Source organism: Pseudomonas sp. GM48 (genome assembly GCF_000282335.1).
GTDB lineage: Bacteria > Pseudomonadota > Gammaproteobacteria > Pseudomonadales > Pseudomonadaceae > Aquipseudomonas.
Window position 1 is genome coordinate 12,211 of record NZ_AKJM01000056.1, and the last position, 17,351, is coordinate 29,561.

General features: G+C 59.4%; 15 protein-coding genes. 10 read left to right on the forward strand and 5 right to left on the reverse strand.

All coding sequences use genetic code 11. From position 1 onward, the window contains the following. Positions 1-47: 47 nt before the first annotated feature. The 3 genes from pap (at position 48) to PMI28_RS18405 (ending at position 4,053) form a co-directional block, all read left to right on the forward strand. A complete protein-coding gene (gene pap, locus PMI28_RS18415; RefSeq protein WP_007985360.1) occupies positions 48-1,571 on the forward strand; it encodes a polyphosphate:AMP phosphotransferase in 1,524 nt (507 codons plus the stop codon). A 102-nt stretch (positions 1,572-1,673) separates the two neighbouring features. After that, positions 1,674-2,858 (forward strand): thiolase family protein, encoded by a 1,185-nt coding sequence (locus PMI28_RS18410; protein ID WP_007985362.1) that lies wholly within the window; start codon positions 1,674-1,676, stop codon positions 2,856-2,858. A 232-nt stretch (positions 2,859-3,090) separates the two neighbouring features. Continuing rightward, positions 3,091-4,053, forward strand: coding sequence for a DMT family transporter (locus PMI28_RS18405; protein WP_007985364.1), 963 nt, complete (start codon positions 3,091-3,093; stop codon positions 4,051-4,053). A gap of 109 nt (positions 4,054-4,162) precedes the next feature. Here the strand turns inward: PMI28_RS18405 and PMI28_RS18400 are convergent, their stop codons facing one another. Next, a complete protein-coding gene (locus tag PMI28_RS18400) occupies positions 4,163-5,557 on the reverse strand; it encodes a class II fumarate hydratase (RefSeq protein ID WP_007985366.1) in 1,395 nt (464 codons plus the stop codon). A 191-nt stretch (positions 5,558-5,748) separates the two neighbouring features. On the opposite strand from PMI28_RS18400, the gene PMI28_RS18395 reads away from it, so the two are divergent. From PMI28_RS18395 to PMI28_RS18365, 7 genes are all read left to right on the forward strand, one after another. Beyond that, the gene (locus PMI28_RS18395; protein WP_007985367.1) at positions 5,749-6,273 is read left to right on the forward strand and encodes a DUF2059 domain-containing protein; all 525 of its coding nucleotides are present in this window, start codon (positions 5,749-5,751) and stop codon (positions 6,271-6,273) included. A 12-nt stretch (positions 6,274-6,285) separates the two neighbouring features. Beyond that, positions 6,286-6,585: a BolA family protein gene (locus tag PMI28_RS18390; protein WP_007985370.1), complete on the forward strand. Its 300-nt coding sequence runs from the start codon at positions 6,286-6,288 to the stop codon at positions 6,583-6,585. A gap of 102 nt (positions 6,586-6,687) precedes the next feature. Continuing rightward, entirely contained in the window at positions 6,688-7,629 is a 942-nt protein-coding gene (trhO, locus tag PMI28_RS18385) for an oxygen-dependent tRNA uridine(34) hydroxylase TrhO (protein ID WP_007985371.1), read from the forward strand. Between the two features lie 36 nt (positions 7,630-7,665). Beyond that, on the forward strand, positions 7,666-8,268 hold the full coding sequence (locus PMI28_RS18380; RefSeq protein WP_177318963.1) for a DsbA family protein: 603 nt from the start codon (positions 7,666-7,668) through the stop codon (positions 8,266-8,268). Then, the gene (locus PMI28_RS18375; RefSeq protein WP_007985373.1) at positions 8,261-10,078 is read left to right on the forward strand and encodes an ABC transporter ATP-binding protein; all 1,818 of its coding nucleotides are present in this window, start codon (positions 8,261-8,263) and stop codon (positions 10,076-10,078) included. Before PMI28_RS18380 ends, PMI28_RS18375 begins: the two co-directional genes overlap by 8 nt. Before the next feature lie 187 nt (positions 10,079-10,265). Next, positions 10,266-12,725 carry an EAL domain-containing protein gene (locus PMI28_RS18370; protein WP_007985374.1) on the forward strand — a complete coding sequence of 820 codons (2,460 nt, stop codon included), beginning with the start codon at positions 10,266-10,268 and terminating at the stop codon, positions 12,723-12,725. A 76-nt stretch (positions 12,726-12,801) separates the two neighbouring features. Next, positions 12,802-13,563, forward strand: a complete 762-nt coding sequence (locus tag PMI28_RS18365; RefSeq protein WP_443200723.1) for a TenA family transcriptional regulator — start codon at positions 12,802-12,804, stop codon at positions 13,561-13,563. Between the two features lie 136 nt (positions 13,564-13,699). Here the strand turns inward: PMI28_RS18365 and PMI28_RS18360 are convergent, their stop codons facing one another. The 4 genes from PMI28_RS18360 to ubiG form a co-directional block, all read right to left on the reverse strand. Beyond that, on the reverse strand, positions 13,700-14,626 hold the full coding sequence (locus tag PMI28_RS18360) for a GGDEF domain-containing protein (RefSeq protein ID WP_007985376.1): 927 nt from the start codon (positions 14,624-14,626) through the stop codon (positions 13,700-13,702). 376 nt (positions 14,627-15,002) lie between these two features. After that, a complete protein-coding gene (locus tag PMI28_RS18355; protein WP_007985378.1) occupies positions 15,003-15,743 on the reverse strand; it encodes a YciK family oxidoreductase in 741 nt (246 codons plus the stop codon). A 185-nt stretch (positions 15,744-15,928) separates the two neighbouring features. Continuing rightward, positions 15,929-16,600, reverse strand: coding sequence for an N-acetylmuramic acid 6-phosphate phosphatase MupP (mupP, locus tag PMI28_RS18350; protein WP_007985379.1), 672 nt, complete (start codon positions 16,598-16,600; stop codon positions 15,929-15,931). 4 nt (positions 16,601-16,604) lie between these two features. Then, positions 16,605-17,303, reverse strand: a complete 699-nt coding sequence (gene ubiG, locus PMI28_RS18345) for a bifunctional 2-polyprenyl-6-hydroxyphenol methylase/3-demethylubiquinol 3-O-methyltransferase UbiG (protein WP_007985381.1) — start codon at positions 17,301-17,303, stop codon at positions 16,605-16,607. Positions 17,304-17,351: the final 48 nt, after the last annotated feature.

The window sequence follows — 17,351 nt, forward strand, 5'->3', positions numbered from 1 at the left end:
AAGAGGTCCATCCGCTAGTCTTGCTCACATCTGGAAGGGAGCCGCTCATGTTTGAATCTGCCGAAATCGATCACGCCATCGACAAAGACACCTATGACGCCGAAGTACCGGCCCTGCGCGAAGCGTTGCTCGAAGCGCAATTCGAATTGCAGCAGCAACGCCGCTTTCCGGTGATCATTTTGATCAACGGCATCGAAGGTGCCGGCAAGGGCGAGACGATCAAGGTGCTCAATGAGTGGATGGACCCGCGCCTGATTGAGGTCCGCACGTTCGACCAGCAAACCGACGAAGAGCTGGCACGGCCACCGGCCTGGCGGTACTGGCGGATGCTTCCGGCCAAGGGCCGCATGGGGATTTTCTTCGGCAACTGGTACAGCCAGATGCTGCAGGGACGGGTCCATGGCGAATTCAAGGACCCACGACTCGACCAGGCGATCAACGGGGCCGAGCGCCTGGAAAAAATGCTCTGTGACGAAGGTGCGCTGATCTTCAAGTTCTGGTTCCACCTCTCCAAGAAGCAAATGAAGGCACGCCTCAAGGCATTGGCCGACGACCCGCTGCACAGCTGGCGCATCAGCCCGCTGGACTGGCAGCAGTCGCAAACCTACGACCGCTTCGTGAAGTACGGTGAGCGGGTCTTGCGCCGCACCAGTCGCGACTATGCACCCTGGCATGTGATCGCCGGGGCGGATGCACATTATCGCAACCTGGCCGTGGGGCGGATTCTGCTGGCGGGCCTGCACGGCGCATTGAAGCGGCCGACGATCCATCCTGAAAAGGTCAGCGCCGCGCCCGTATTCCCCAGTGTCGATCAGGTGAATTTGCTCGACAGCCTGGACCTGACCCTGAACCTGGACAAGGAAGATTACGAAGAACAGCTGATCACCGAGCAGGCGCGGTTTTCCGGGCTGATGCGTGACAAACGCATGCGCCGGCACGCACTGGTGGCGGTATTCGAAGGCAACGACGCAGCCGGCAAGGGCGGGGCGATCCGCCGGGTAGCGGCGGCACTGGACCCACGTCAGTACAGCATCGTACCGATTGCCGCACCCACCGAAGAAGAACGGGCGCAACCGTATCTGTGGCGCTTCTGGCGTCATCTTCCGGCCCGGGGCAAGTTCACCGTGTTCGACCGCTCCTGGTATGGCCGGGTGTTGGTGGAGCGTGTCGAAGGTTTTTGCAGCCCGGCGGACTGGCTGCGTGCCTACGGTGAAATCAACGATTTCGAAGAGCAGGTCACCGACGCCAGGGTGATCGTGGTCAAGTTCTGGCTGTCCATCGACAAACAGACACAACTGGAACGCTTCCAGGAGCGCGAAGAGATCTCGTTCAAGCGCTTCAAGATCACCGAGGACGATTGGCGCAACCGTGAAAAATGGGATGACTATCGGGCGGCGGTCGGCGACATGGTTGACCGTACCAGCACCGAAATTGCGCCATGGACCCTGGTGGAAGCCAACGACAAGCGCTGGGCGCGGGTCAAGGTGCTGCGCACCATTAACCAGGCACTGGAGCAGGCGTTCGAAAGGTCCGACCGTCAAGAGCGCAAGAAGCATAAGGACAAGGATTGAGGCGATGGTTACGCATACGCGAGGTGAATGATTGTCGCGGTCGGTGAAGAGGTGGACTTATGCTCGGTCCACACTCAACCGACAACAACAATGAGGTATGCCATGCGTGAAGTGGTGATCGTCGACAGCGTGCGGACCGGCCTGGCCAAATCCTTTCGCGGTAAATTCAACATGACCCGCCCGGACGACATGGCGGCACACTGTGTAGATGCGCTGTTGGCGCGCACCGGTATCGATCCGGCGAGCGTCGAGGACTGCGTCGTCGGTGCCGGCTCCAATGAAGGCGCACAGGGTTTCAATATCGGTCGCAACGTCGCGGTGTTGTCTCGCCTGGGTGTCGGCACGGCCGGCATGACCCTCAACCGGTTCTGTTCCTCGGGCTTGCAGGCGATCGCTATCGCTGCCAACCAGATCGCTTCGGGTTGCAGCGACATCATCGTTGCCGGTGGCGTCGAATCCATCAGCCTGACCATGAAAAGCGTCAATACCGATAACCTGATCAACCCGCTGCTCAAGGAACAGGTGCCGGGCATCTACTTTCCGATGGGCCAGACCGCTGAAATCGTCGCGCGTCGGTACAGCGTCAGCCGTGAAGAGCAGGATTTGTACGCCCTGCAAAGCCAGCAGCGTACCGCCCAGGCTCAAGCCGCCGGGCTGTTCACTGATGAAATCGTGCCAATGGCGGTGAAATACCGCGTCGAAGACAAGACCACCGGTCAGGTACAGGTCCTCGACGGCATCGTCGACCGCGATGACTGCAACCGCCCGGACACTACCCTGGAAAGTTTGGCAGGGTTGAAACCGGTATTCGCCGAAGATGGCTCGGTCACGGCGGGCAACTCGTCGCAGCTGTCTGACGGCGCGTCCATGACTCTGGTGATGAGCCTGGAAAAAGCGCTGGAACTGGGGCTCAAACCGAAAGCGTTCTTCCGCGGTTTTACCGTGGCCGGTTGTGCGCCGGACGAGATGGGCATCGGCCCGGTGTTTTCGGTACCGAAACTGCTCAAGGCCAAAGGCTTGCGGATTGACGACATCGACCTGTGGGAACTCAACGAAGCGTTTGCCTCGCAGTGCCTGTACAGCCGCAATCGCCTGGAAATCGACAATGCCCGGTACAACGTCAACGGCGGCTCGATTTCCATCGGCCACCCGTTTGGCATGACCGGTTCGCGCCAGGTCGGGCATCTCGTTCGTGAGTTGCAGCGACGCAATCTGCGTTACGGCATCGTCACCATGTGCGTGGGTGGCGGGATGGGGGCTACGGGGTTGTTTGAAGCTGTGCGCTAGGTCTCCGCACTTTGTGTTGACTGCCATATAGCTTTCGCGAGCAAGCCCGCTCCCACATTTGACCGTGTACACCGTTCAATGTGGGAGCGGGCTTGCTCGCGAATGCAGGCGCCGCGGTCTTTCACATTGCGACCCGCACAGTTTCAATCGCGGCCAGACCATAACTGTCCCTGTGTGCGTCGCCGCTCTACGCCTAGAATGACCACTCCTGTTCGTCGGCGCTGGGGTTCACATGCACATTTCATCGGGTCGCTGGGTTTACGGTCTGTTCCTGGCCTTGCTGACCGCGTTGTTGTGGGGAATCCTGCCGATCAAGCTCAAGCAGGTATTGCTGGTGATGGACCCGGTGACGGTGACCTGGTTTCGCCTGATGGTATCCGGCGGCTGCCTGTTCATTTACCTGGCGGCCACCAGGCGCCTGCCCAGCCGTAAAGTGCTCGGTCCGCGAGGTGGCTGGCTGGTGCTGATGGCGGTACTCGGCCTGGTCGGTAACTATGTGTTGTATTTGATGGGCCTGAACCTGCTCAGCCCCGGCACGGCGCAACTGGTGGTGCAAATGGGGCCGATCATGCTGCTGATCGCCAGCCTGTTTGTGTTCAAGGAGCGTTTCAGCCTGGGGCAGGGGATCGGGCTGCTGGTGCTGCTGATCGGTTTTGCGCTGTTTTTCAACCAGCGCCTGAGTGAGTTGCTCACGTCGCTGACCGACTACACCGCCGGCGTGCTGCTGGTGCTGCTGGCGTCCACGGTCTGGACCTTCTATGCCCTGGGCCAGAAGCAATTGCTGACAGTGTGGAATTCGCTGCAGGTGATGATGGTGATCTACCTGTTTTGTGCGCTGTTGTTGACGCCGTGGGTGCATCCGCTTGAAGCACTGCAATTGAACCCGCTGCAGGGTTGGTTGCTGCTGGCATGCTGCCTCAACACCCTGATTGCCTATGGCGCGTTTGCCGAGGCCCTGGCCCATTGGGAAGCCTCCCGGGTCAGCGCGACGCTGGCCATCACGCCGCTGGTGACTTTTGCGGCGGTTGCCATGGCGGCATGGCTGTGGCCCGACTATGTGCATGCCGAGACGATCAATGGGTTGGGTTATGGCGGTGCGGTGCTGGTGGTGCTGGGGTCGGCGCTGGTGGCGTTGGGGCCGTCGTTGATTGCCGGGTTGCGGGCGCGGCGGATGCGGATGGCGGTCGGTCGGTAGACCGTATTATCGTTCTTCGCGAGCAAGCCCGCTCCCACATTGAACTGCGAACGCGGTCAAATGTGGGAGCGGGCTTGCTCGCGAAGACGGACTATCAGGCGCTACAGATTCAGCCCTTGGCCCCAGCCTCCAGCATGTTCTCCGGCCTTACCCAGGCATCGAACTCTTCATCAGTCAGATACCCGAGCTGCAACGCCGCCTCGCGCAAGGTCAGGCCTTCACCGTAGGCCTTCTTGGCGATCTCCGCCGATTTGTCATAGCCAATGTGCGGGTTGAGCGCCGTCACCAGCATCAGGCCTCGTTCCAGGTGTTCAGCCATTTTTTCCGCATCCGGCTCCAGACCCGCCACGCAGTGCTGCTGGAAGTTGCTGCAACCATCGCCCAGCAAGCGGATCGATTGCAGCAGGTTATGGATGATCACCGGTTTGAACACGTTCAACTGCAAATGGCCCTGACTGGCCGCAAAGCCGATGGCGACGTCATTGCCCAAGACCTGGCAGGCCAGCATCGACAACGCTTCGCACTGGGTCGGGTTGACCTTGCCCGGCATGATCGAACTGCCTGGTTCATTGGCTGGCAGCTTGACTTCGGCGAAGCCGGCGCGTGGACCGGAACCCAGCAGGCGCAAATCGTTGGCGATTTTCATCAGCGTCACGGCGAGGGTTTTCAGCGCACCGGACAGCGTGGTCAGCGGCTCATGGCCAGCCAGAGCGGCGAACTTGTTCGGCGCGGTGATAAACGGCAAGCCGGAGAGGGCGGCCAACTCTGCGGCGATGGCCTCACCGAACCCGTGAGGGGAATTCAGCCCGGTGCCGACGGCCGTTCCGCCCTGGGCCAGCTCGCAGACCGCGGGCAGCGCGCTGCGGATCGCCCGCTCGGCGTAATCGAGTTGCGCGATGAACGCCGAGATTTCCTGGCCGAAGCTGATCGGTGTCGCATCCATCATGTGGGTGCGGCCGGTCTTGACCAGTTTCATGTGGCGAGCAGCCAGCTCGGCCAGCCCGCCGGACAGCTCGCTGATCGCCGGCAGCAAGTGATGTTGCACCGCCTGGGCGGCCGCGATGTGCATGGCGGTGGGGAAGCAGTCGTTGGAACTCTGGGAGCGATTGACGTGGTCGTTGGGGTGTACCGGGGACTTGCCGCCGCGCGGGTTGCCGGCCAGCTCGTTGGCACGGCCGGCGATCACTTCGTTGACGTTCATGTTGCTCTGGGTGCCGCTGCCGGTTTGCCAGACCACCAGCGGAAACTGGTCGTCGTGGTCGCCGGCGAGCACTTCGTCGGCCGCCTGCTCGATCAGGCGGGCGATATCGGCGGGCACGTCGCCATTGCGATCATTGACCCGTGCTGCGGCTTTCTTGATCAGTGCCAGGGCATGCAGCACTGCCAGCGGCATGCGCTCGTTGCCGATGGCAAAGTTGATCAGCGAGCGTTGCGTCTGAGCGCCCCAGTAGGCTTCATCCGGGACTTCAACCTGGCCGAGGCTGTCGGTTTCGATACGGCTCATCTTGCTCACTCCTGTAGGTCCGATTGCGCAGTTTAGGCCGTGATCGACGGCCGTGGTTCCATCAGTCTGAATTTGACCATTCAACCCCTCTAAATCAGGCGCGACAAGGCGTGGGGTTGAGCGACAGAGTTTTTTAGGCGCAGAATGGACGCCCTTGGGGTCTTACCTCGCCAGCTAGAAAAGGAAACCCGATGACTCGTCTTCGTGCCATCTGTACCGCCGTTGCTTTGGTCTGCGCCAGCGGCCAGGTTTTTGCCGACACCGCCAGCCATAACGCCAGTGCCGAGGCTTTCCTGACCATGGCGCACGCGGACAAACTGGGCACCCCGGTGTACATGCAAGTACAGCAGATGTTTGCCCAGCGTTTCGAACAGACTAAAGCCCCTGAGTCGAAAAAAGCCGTGCTGGAAACCTACCAGGCCAAGGCCAACGCCGCTCTGGACCAGGCCATTGGCTGGAACAAGCTGAAACCGGACATGGTCAAGCTCTATACCAGCAATTTCAGCGAATCCGAGCTCAAGGACCTGGTCGCGTTCTACCAGTCGCCACTGGGCAAGAAAGTCCTGGAGAAAATGCCTCAGCTGACCCAGCAATCGGCCCAGCTGACCCAGGCCAAGCTGGAAAGCGCAGTGCCGGTGGTCAACAAGCTGCTGGCTGACATGACAGCCGAGCTGACCCCGAAAGACGCGGCTGCGCCAGTCAAGAAAAAGCCTTAAGCGGAGTTCGGTATGACCATGCAACAACGCATTGAATCGACGCTGGGTCTGCTCCAGCCCCAGCATCTGCAAGTGCTGGATGAAAGCCACATGCACAGCCGCGGGTTGCAGACCCATTTCAAGGCTGTGGTGGTCAGTACGCAGTTTGAAGGCCTGAACCGGGTCAAGCGTCACCAGAAAGTCTACGGCACGCTCGGCGAACTGATGGGCGAGTTCCATGCGTTGGCACTGCATACCTACACGCCAGAGGAATGGGCACAGATCGACGCGGCTCCGGCCTCGCCGACCTGTGCTGGCGGCAGCAAGCACTAAACACCGGTTTTTTGCTAGAATCCGCAACGCGCCGCTCACCCGGCGCGTTTTTTTTCGCATCCGGTTCACCCCTTACGAGGGTAGCCACCTGGAGATTTACCCATGACACAACAGATTGTCGTGGCGGCACTGTATAAGTTCGTCACCCTGGAAGATTACGTCGCCCTGCGCGAGCCTCTGCTGCAAGCGATGGTCGACAATGGCATCAAAGGCACGCTGCTGATTGCCGAAGAAGGTATCAACGGCACCGTGTCCGGCAGCCGCGAAGGTATCGACGGGCTGATGGCCTGGCTCAAGAACGACCCGCGCATGGATGACATCGACCATAAAGAGTCGTACTGCGACGAGCAGCCGTTCTACCGCACCAAAGTCAAACTCAAGAAAGAAATCGTCACCCTCGGCGTGGACGGCGTGGATCCGAACAAAAAGGTCGGCACCTACGTCGATCCGCAGGACTGGAACGCGCTGATCAGCGACCCGGAAGTACTGTTGATCGACACTCGTAACGATTACGAAGTCTCGATCGGTACTTTCGAAGGCGCTATCGACCCGAAAACCACCAGTTTTCGCGAATTTCCCGACTACATCAAAGCCAACTTCGACCCGGCCGTGCACAAGAAGGTCGCGATGTTCTGCACCGGCGGCATCCGCTGCGAGAAGGCGTCGAGCTACATGCTCAGCGAAGGTTTTGATGAGGTCTACCACCTCAAGGGCGGCATCCTGAAGTACCTCGAAGAGGTGCCGCAGGAAGAAACCAAGTGGCAGGGCGACTGCTTCGTGTTCGACAACCGCGTGACCGTGCGCCATGACCTGAGCGAAGGCGACTACGATCAATGTCATGCCTGCCGCACACCGGTCAGCATCGAAGACCGCGCGTCCGAGCATTACGTGGCCGGCATCAGTTGCCCGCATTGCTGGGATAAGCTGAGTGAGAAGACCCGTCGCAGTGCCATCGACCGGCAGAAACAGATCGAACTGGCCAAGGCTCGCAACATGCCTCACCCGATCGGCTACAACTACAAGCAAGCATCCTCCGAGGCCTGAATCATGTCTGCGCGCCTGCTCTATGTGATGGACCCGATGTGCTCCTGGTGCTGGGGGTTTGCCCCGGTGGCCAACGCACTGGTCGAGCAGGCGCAAGCCGCAGGCGTGAAGGTGCACTTGATAGTGGGCGGCTTGCGCACCGGTAGCGGTGCGGCGCTGGAGCCGAGTACCCGGCGCTATATCCTTGAGCACTGGCAGGCGGTCACCGAGGCCACCGGCCAGCCCTTCAAGCTCGAAGGCGCGCTGCCCGACGGTTTTGTCTACGATACCGAGCCTGCCTGCCGGGCCTTGGTGACGGCGCGCAGCCTGGCGCCGGATTGCGCGTGGAAATTGCTCGGGCTGATTCAGCACGCGTTTTATGCCGAAGGTCGCGATGTCACGCAAGCCAGCGTGCTGGTGGAGTTGGCGGAGCAGGCCGGTTTGCCACGTATCGAGTTCGCCGGCGCTTTCGACCGGGCCGATATGCATACGGCCACCGCTGCCGATTTCACCTGGGTCCAGGACCTGGGCATTGCCGGTTTCCCCACCATGCTGGCTGAGCGTAAAGGTCAACTGGCGTTGTTGACCAATGGCTATCAGCCTTTGAGCGAGTTGTCCCCGTTGCTCGGCCGCTGGCTGGAGCGTGCTGCCTGTGCATGACCCGTCCGATGGTGTCTCAACCGCTAAACTTGTCGACCGCCTGAGCTGGGCGGAAATCCGTCGTCTGGCCCTGCATCACAAGAAATCCCTGTGGATCGCCAACGGCGTGGCCGTGTTGGCGACCTTGTGCAGCGTGCCGATTCCCTTGCTCCTGCCGTTGCTGGTGGATGAGGTGTTGCTGGGTCACGGTGATGCCGCGCTGAAGATCATGAACCATGCGCTGCCTGAAGAATGGCAGAAGGCCGCGGGCTATATCGGCCTGATGCTGTTGGTGACCTTGACCCTGCGTTGCACGGCGTTACTGTTCAACGTGGTGCAGGCGAAACTGTTCGCCGGGCTGGCCAAGGACATCGTCTATCGCATTCGTGTGCGGCTGATCGAACGGCTCAAGCGTATTTCCCTCGGTGAATATGAAAGCCTGGGCAGCGGCACGGTGACCACGCACCTTGTGACTGACCTGGACACGCTGGACAAATTTGTCGGTGAAACCCTCAGCCGTTTCCTCGTGGCCATGCTGACCCTGGTCGGCACTGCCGGCATTCTGATGTGGATGCACTGGAAGCTGGCATTGCTGATTCTGCTGTTCAACCCGCTGGTGATCTACGCCACGGTGCAGCTGGGCAAGCGGGTCAAGCACCTGAAGAAACTCGAGAACGACAGCACCTCGCGCTTCACCCAGGCACTGACCGAAACGCTGGATGCGATCCAGGAAGTTCGCGCCGGCAACCGCCAGGGGTTTTTCCTCGGTCGCCTGGGGCAACGCGCCCGGGACGTGCGTGACTATGCGGTGAATTCGCAGTGGAAAACCGACGCGTCGAACCGTGCCAGCGGTTTGCTGTTCCAGTTCGGCATCGATATTTTCCGGGCCGCGGCGATGCTCACCGTGCTGTTTTCCGACCTTTCAATCGGCCAGATGCTCGCGGTATTCAGCTACCTGTGGTTCATGATCGGTCCGGTGGAGCAACTGCTGAACCTGCAATATGCCTACTACGCTGCCGGCGGTGCGCTGTCGCGGATCAATGAGCTGCTGTCCCGCGCCGATGAGCCCGAATACCCGGGCGGAGTCGATCCGTTCAACGGTCGCGAGACGGTCGGGCTGGAAGTGCAAGGGTTGAGTTTCGGTTACGGTGATGAACTGGTCTTGAACCAGATGAACCTGTCCATCGCCCCTGGCGAAAAGGTCGCGATCGTCGGTGCCAGTGGCGGCGGCAAGAGCACGCTGGTGCAGTTGCTGCTTGGTCTGTACACGCCGCAGGCCGGGACCATCCGTTTTGGCGGTTCGACCCAGCAGGAAATTGGCCTGGAAACCGTGCGGGAAAATGTAGCTGTGGTCCTGCAACATCCGGCGCTGTTCAACGACACCATACGGGCCAACCTGACCATGGGCCGTTTACGCAGTGACGAGGCCTGCTGGCAGGCGCTGGAAATTGCCCAATTGCACGGTACGGTCCGGGATTTGCCCAATGGCCTGGACAGCATCGTCGGGCGCTCTGGTGTGCGTTTGTCCGGCGGGCAGCGCCAACGCCTGGCCATCGCCCGGATGGTGCTGGCCGAACCCAAAGTGGTGATTCTGGACGAGGCTACCTCGGCACTGGACGCCGCCACCGAATACAACCTGCATCAGGCCTTGGCGCGATTCCTGAGCAATCGCACCACTTTGATCATTGCCCACCGCCTTTCTGCCGTAAAACAGGCCGATCGTGTGCTGGTATTCGACAGTGGGCAGGTCGCAGAGGATGGCGATCATCAGCAACTGATTGCTGACGGTGGTCTGTACGCCAAGCTTTACGGTCATCTGCAGCGGTTGTAGCGAGATGACATCAAGGTTGCAGGACGTTACTTCAATGTTATAAAAACCATCGTCGCGACCGGATTTAGCGGCCGCGATACTCCCTCCGAGCATAGCTTGTCGCTTGCCGGGATCGGAATCGCCCCCTAGTCTAGCTAAAGCGATTTCGTCCGGAAGACGAGCAAGCAGTGCTAAAGCAAGGGATCTCATGAATCAAACGCGGACTCTCGGTACGCCACGGTTGTTAGGCATTGTCTGGCCTTTTATCGCCGTTGTGTTATTTCAGGCCCTGTTGGGGGGCGTCAGTCTTTACGTACTGTCAGCGGTCCGTGGCTATGTCGCCGGTGAAAGCCTGTGGTCCAAGGGCCAGAAAGACGCCATCTATTACCTCAACCTCTACGCCGACAGTGGCGACGAAGCGATTTTTCATAAATACCAGAACGCCATTTCCGTGCCTCAGGGCGGGCATGAATTGCGTGTGGCGCTGGATCATCAGCCGCCGAACATCGAGGCCGCACGAGTGGCGATCCTCAAGGGCGGCAACCATCCTGACGACGTGTCCAGCCTGATCTGGCTGTACCTCAATTTCCGGCACTTCAGCTACCTCGAAAAAGCCATCGATCGCTGGACGGTGGGTGATGCCTACCTGGTCCAGCTCGATGCCGTTGCGCGGGACATGCATCAGCACATCACTGCCGGCCCGGCCTCCAGTACGGATGTTCAGCGCTGGAAGGAGCAGATTTTCGCCATCAACGACGGCGTGACGCCGGCGGCGAAGGCGTTCAGCGATGCCTTGGGTGAAGGTTCGCGGGTGATACTGCGTTTGTTGCTGATGACGAATCTGGCCACCGCCCTGGGCTTGATTGCATTGGCATTGATGCGCACCCATAAACTGCTCAAGCAGCGCCATGCCTTCGCCGATGCTCTGCAACTGGAGAAAGAACGGGCGCAGATCACCCTGCAATCGATTGGCGACGGAGTGATCACCACGGATGTTTCAGGTGCGATTGCCTACATGAATCCGGCGGCCGAGGCGTTGACCCACTGGAAGGCCGAGCAGGCGACGGGGTTGCCGCTGGCTGCGCTGTTCAACCTGCTGGACGAAAATGCCCAGACCGATGGTTTCACCCTGATCGAACATATTCTGAGCGGCCAGCTCAGTGGCGGCAGTGAGCATTCCAAGCTGATTCAACGCCTGGACGGCAGCACGGTATCGGTCACGCTGGTGGGGGCGCCGATCCGCAATGCCGGCAAAGTCAGCGGGACGGTGCTGGTGCTGCATGACATGACCCAGGAGCGGCAATACATCGCCAATCTGTCGTGGCAGGCGACCCACGACGCCTTGACCGGGCTTGCCAACCGCCGCGAATTCGAATATCGACTGGAACAGGCGCTGCACAATCTGACCCGCTACCCGGGTCGCCATGCCCTGATGTTCCTCGATCTGGATCAATTCAAACTGGTCAACGATACCTGCGGCCACGCGGCGGGCGATGAACTGTTGCGGCATATCTGTGCGCTGTTGCAATCCGGACTGCGCGAAGGCGATACCCTGGCGCGCCTTGGTGGCGACGAGTTCGGCATCCTGCTGGAAAACTGCGCTCCGGAAGCGGCGGAGAAAATTGCCGAGAGTCTGCGTCAGACCGTGCAGAATCTGCATTTTGTCTGGAAGGGCCGGCCTTTCGTGACCACTGTCAGTATCGGCCTGGTCCATGTTGCGCAGAATCCGACAACGCTCGAAACCTCGCTGCGTGCTGCCGACATGGCGTGCTACATGGCCAAGGAAAAAGGCCGGAACCGGGTCCAGGTCTACCATCCGGATGACTCGGAACTGTCCCTGCGCTTCGGCGAAATGGCCTGGGTGCAGCGTTTGCACATTGCGCTGGAAGAAGACCGCTTCTGCCTGTACGCCCAGGAAATAGCACCCTTGGGCTATATCGATCAGGACGGCGGACACATTGAAATTCTGCTGCGATTACATGATGAAGCGGGGCGGATGATTTTGCCTGACAGCTTCATCCCGGCTGCCGAACGTTATGGCCTGATGAGTTCGCTGGATCGTTGGGTTGTGCAGAACGTGTTCAAGATCATTGCCCAATGCCGGGCCGAACAAGGCCACCGGCCGCTGGCCATGTGTGCGATCAATCTGTCAGGCGCGACGATCGGGGATGAAGCGTTTCTGGACTTTTTGCGCGAACAGTTTGTGACGTATTCGATTCCGCCTGAAATGATTTGTTTTGAAATTACTGAAACCAGTGCTATTTCAAATCTTGGCAGCGCCATTCGATTCATTAATGAACTCAAAGGCTTAGGATGCCATTTTTCACTGGATGATTTTTGTGCCGGAATGTCCTCATTCGCGTATCTGAAACATTTGCCTGTAGACTTCCTGAAGATCGACGGGAGTTTCGTAAAGGATATGCTGGACGACCCGATTAACCGCGCCATGGTCGAAGTGATCAATCACATCGGCCATGTGATGGGTAAGCGCACGATTGCCGAGTTTGTTGAAACGCCCCAGATCGAGCAGGCATTGCTGGAAATCGGGGTGGATTACGCTCAAGGGTATGTGATTGAACGCCCGCATCTGTTTACCAGCGATAGCTTGCTAAGTCGTCCTGCCAGGCCTCAACCGCTGTTGTTCAAGGCGCCTGGCACGTTCCGTTGAAACTCCTGCCGGTCTTACAATCACAATCAAAAGGAGCTCGACAGTGATCGACACATTCAACCGAACCGGACCGCTCATGGAAGCTACAAGTTATCCTGCCTGGGCCCAGCGCCTGATCCAGGATTGCAGCGAGAGCAAGCGCCGGGTTGTCGAACACGAACTGTACCAACGCATGCGAGACAACAAGCTCAGTGCGAAGACCATGCGCCAATACCTGATCGGTGGCTGGCCGGTGGTCGAACAGTTCGCGTTGTATATGGCACAAAACCTGACCAAGACCCGTTTTGCCCGTCATCCTGGCGAAGACATGGCCCGTCGCTGGCTGATGCGCAATATCCGCGTCGAATTGAACCACGCCGATTACTGGGTGCACTGGAGCCGCGCGCACGGTGTCACCCTGGAAGACTTGCAGGCCCAGCAGGTGGCCCCTGAGCTTCACGCCTTGAGCCATTGGTGCTGGCACACCAGTTCAGCCGACTCACTGATCGTTGCGATTGCCGCCACCAACTACGCCATCGAAGGGGCGACCGGGGAATGGTCGGCGGTAGTTTGTTCCAACGGTATCTACGCAGCCTCGTTCCCCGAGGAAGATCGCAAACGGGCGATGAAATGGCTGAAGATGCATGCCCAGTACGACGACGCCCATCCATGGGAAGCCCTGGAAATCATCTGCACATTGGCGGGCACCAACCCGAGCAGATCCCTGCAGATGGAGCTGCGTCAGGCCGTTTGCAAGAGCTACGATTACATGTACCTGTTTCTCGAACGTTGCATGCAACTGGAACACGCAGAGAGAGCGCCGGTCGTTCGTGAGCGGTTGGCACTGGCCGAAGGCTGATACAGCCATCACGCAATAAAACTGTGGGAGCGGGCTTGCTCGCGAAAGCGGAGTGTCATTCAGCTCAGATATCAGCTGATACGCCGCCTTCGCGAGCAAGCCCGCTCCCACATTGGTTTGTGTGGTGGCTGAAAAATCAGCCCGCCATCTTCAGCCGGTTACGTCCTTCGCGCTTGGCCACATACAAAGCGCTGTCTGCCCGTCGCAACAGGCTTTCGGCAGACTCACCGGGCAAAAGGGTCGAACAGCCAATGCTGACCGTCAGCACGATCATATGACCATCGGCCAGATACTCTTCAGACTGCACTGCAAACCGCAGCCGCTCACCGACCATCGCCGCGGCCTCGCGGCAGGTGTTCGACAGCAGGATCAGGAATTCTTCACCGCCATAGCGGAACACCATGTCCACGTTGCGCAGCTGGTTTTTGATTGAGGCGGCGACCGCCTTGAGCACGTCATCGCCAGTGCTGTGGCCATGGGTATCATTGACTTGCTTGAAATGATCGATGTCCAGCATCAGCACTGACAACGGTTGCAGATGGCGCCGGGACAGCTCGATTTCCCTTTGCAGCGTTTGGTCCATGGCGATGCGGTTACCGGCGCCCGTCAGAGGGTCGCGCAGTGCGCTTTGGGTGGCGGTACGGTAAAGCAGCGCGTTGCGCATCGGGAATAGCAGCGCGGCCAGCAGTGATTCGAGATTGCCTTGTTCCTGTTCGCTGAAACGCTGATTGCGGCGGAAAATCAGCTCACCCAGGTGTTCACCTTCGTGACTGAGGCTGTAACTGATTGAATGGTGGCCGCGTTGGCCGAACTCCAGGCGCAGGTCACTGCTCTTGTGCTGGTAGCTCAAGGCGTCCAACGGCACCAATCGCTGAATTTCGCGATAAAACGTCCCAAGAATGCGTTGCGGCTCAAGACTGGTTTGCAACTGCAGGTTCAGTTGCTGGCGCAATTGCGCAAGGCTGACGGGCCTTTCCAGAAGGGGCGGCTGCTGACCAAAGCCCAGGCGCTGCAATTTGGCGCTATCGAAGTCAATTGCGTTGGTCTGGGAAGGTGGTTTCATAAGGCGTGCGCCCCTAAGCAGTAAGGCTGTCTTACAAGCAGGGTGAGAGCGGCTTAGGGCTGCGCGTCGTACTGGTCCGTCAGTCCCGTAGGACATTTCGTACAAGTTTAATCCGCTTTGTGGAAGATGAGTAACTTCTGCACTCACGCTTCACCCCGTCTGCTTTCACGTTGCGTGTCTGAGCAAACTTAGAGCGAAAGTCGTGCCATTCGGTTCATCCAAATAAAATCTGTACTAAATCAATGTGTTGAGATTTATTTGCGACACGTGTAGCGCTGCACGTGACGTTTGTTTGACAGGTGTCTGGCTCGAATGCGTGGGCCTTCGAGTGCCGCGTCGGGAAGCCGGCGCGGCACAAAAAAGCGACGCACGGTCGTTACTGGGCGTTGAACGCCTGGCCGTTGATACCGGTGCTGTCCGGGCCCATCAGGTAAAGGTAGACCGGCATGATCTCCTCGGGCGTCGGGTTGTTCAGCGGATTTTCACCCGGGTAAGCCTGGGCGCGCATGCTGGTGCGAGTGGCGCCCGGGTTGATGCTGTTGGAGCGTACCGGGGCCACGGTATCGACTTCGTCAGCCAGGGTTTGCATCAGGCCTTCGGTGGCGAACTTGGAGACACCGTAAGCACCCCAGTATGCGCGTCCCTTGCGGCCGACACTGCTGGAAGTGAACACAACCGAGGCATCCTGCGACAGCTTGAGCAATGGCAGCAGTGTGCTCGTGAGCATGAACATGGCATTGACGTTGACTTGCATGACCCGCATGAAGTTTTCGCCAGAAAGTTGCTCGATCGGCGTGCGCGGGCCGATGATCGAAGCATTGTGCAGCAGGCCGTCGAGATGCCCGAATTCGCTCTCGATCATTGCGGCCAGCTCATCGTACTGATGGGGCAGGGCGGTTTCGAGGTTGAACGGGATGACCGCCGCTTGTGGATGGCCGGCGGCTTCGATTTCGTCGTAAACCTGAGTCAGGTTGGCTTCGGACTTGCCCAGCAATAGTACGGTTGCGCCGTGGGCCGCGTAGGTTTTTGCCGCGGCGGCGCCGATGCCGCGTCCTGCGCCGGTGACCAGAATGACCCGGTCCTTGAGCAGTTCGGGGCGGGCGGAATAATCAAACATAAAAAACCTCAACACAATTAATGCGGACACCGAAACCTGTGGCGAGGGAGCTTGCTCCCGCTCGGCTGCGAAGCAGTCGTAAAACCAGTCTATGCGGTGTGTCTGACAGAAATGCGGTTGCAGATGAAGGGGCCGCTCCGCGACCCAGCGGGAGCAAGCTCCCTCGCCACAAAATCTGATTCGATTCAGCAGCCACAAAGCGCGCTATCGAGCACTTTGCGCAACTCCAGCGGGTGGTCGACAACCACGTCCGCTCCCCAGTGACGCGGGTTATCGTCCGGGTGGATATAGCCGAAGGTCACCGCAGCAGTCTTGGTACCGGCATCACGGCCCGACTCGATGTCGCGCAAATCGTCGCCTACGAACAGCACGCTGGCGGGGTCCAGGTCGAGCATCTTGCAGGCCAGGATCAATGGCTCCGGATCCGGTTTGCTGTTCTTCACGTGATCCGGGCAGATCAGCAGCGCCGAACGTTCGGCCAGCCCCAGCTGTTGCATGATCGGTTCGGCGAAACGCAATGGTTTGTTAGTGACCACGCCCCAGATCAGGTTGGCTTTTTCGATGTCGGCGAGCAATTCAGCCATGCCGTCGAACAGCTTGCTGTGAACGGCGCAACCCACGAGGTAGCGCTCCAGGAACTCCAGGCGCAACGCTTCGAAACCCGGCGATTCCGGGTCCATGGCGAAGGTCACTGCGACCATAGCCTTGGCGCCACCGGAAATCTCGTCGCGAATGTGCTTGTCGTTCATCGGTGGCAAGCCGCGGTCGGCACGCATCGCCTGGCAGATCGCAATGAAGTCCGGCGCGGTGTCGAGCAGGGTGCCGTCCATGTCGAAAAGAACTGCTCTGATTGGCATCGGCTTACTCCTCGCGCAGGGTCTGGATCATGTAGTTGACGTCCACGTCAGCCGCCAGTTTGTAGTGCTTGGTCAGCGGGTTGTAGGTCAGGCCGATGATGTCCTTGACGGTCAGGCCGGCCATGCGGCTCCAGGCACCGAGTTCGGAAGGGCGGATGAATTTCTTGAAGTCGTGGGTGCCGCGCGGCAGCAGCTTCATGATGTATTCGGCGCCGACGATGGCGAACAGGTACGCCTTCGGGTTGCGGTTGATGGTGGAGAAGAACACCTGGCCGCCGGGCTTGACCATGCGGAAGCAGGCGCGGATCACCGAAGACGGGTCCGGCACGTGCTCAAGCATTTCCAGGCAGGTGACCACGTCGAACTGCTCGGGCATTTCCTCGGCCAGGGCTTCAGCGGTGATCTGCCGGTATTCGACGTTGACGCCCGACTCCAGTTGATGCAACTGGGCAACCGCCAGCGGCGCTTCGCCCATGTCGATACCCATGACGGTCGCGCCGCGCTGGGCCATGGCTTCGCTGAGGATGCCGCCGCCGCAACCCACGTCGAGGACTTTTTTGCCGGCCAGGTTGACCCGTTCGTCAATCCAGTTGACCCGCAGCGGGTTGATGTCGTGCAGCGGTTTGAATTCGCTTTCGCGATCCCACCAGCGATGGGCCAGGGCCTCGAATTTGGCGATTTCGGCGTAGTCGACGTTGCTCATGGTTTAAGTCCTCTAAAACTTGAAAAATCCTGTTGCCCCGGGTGTGTT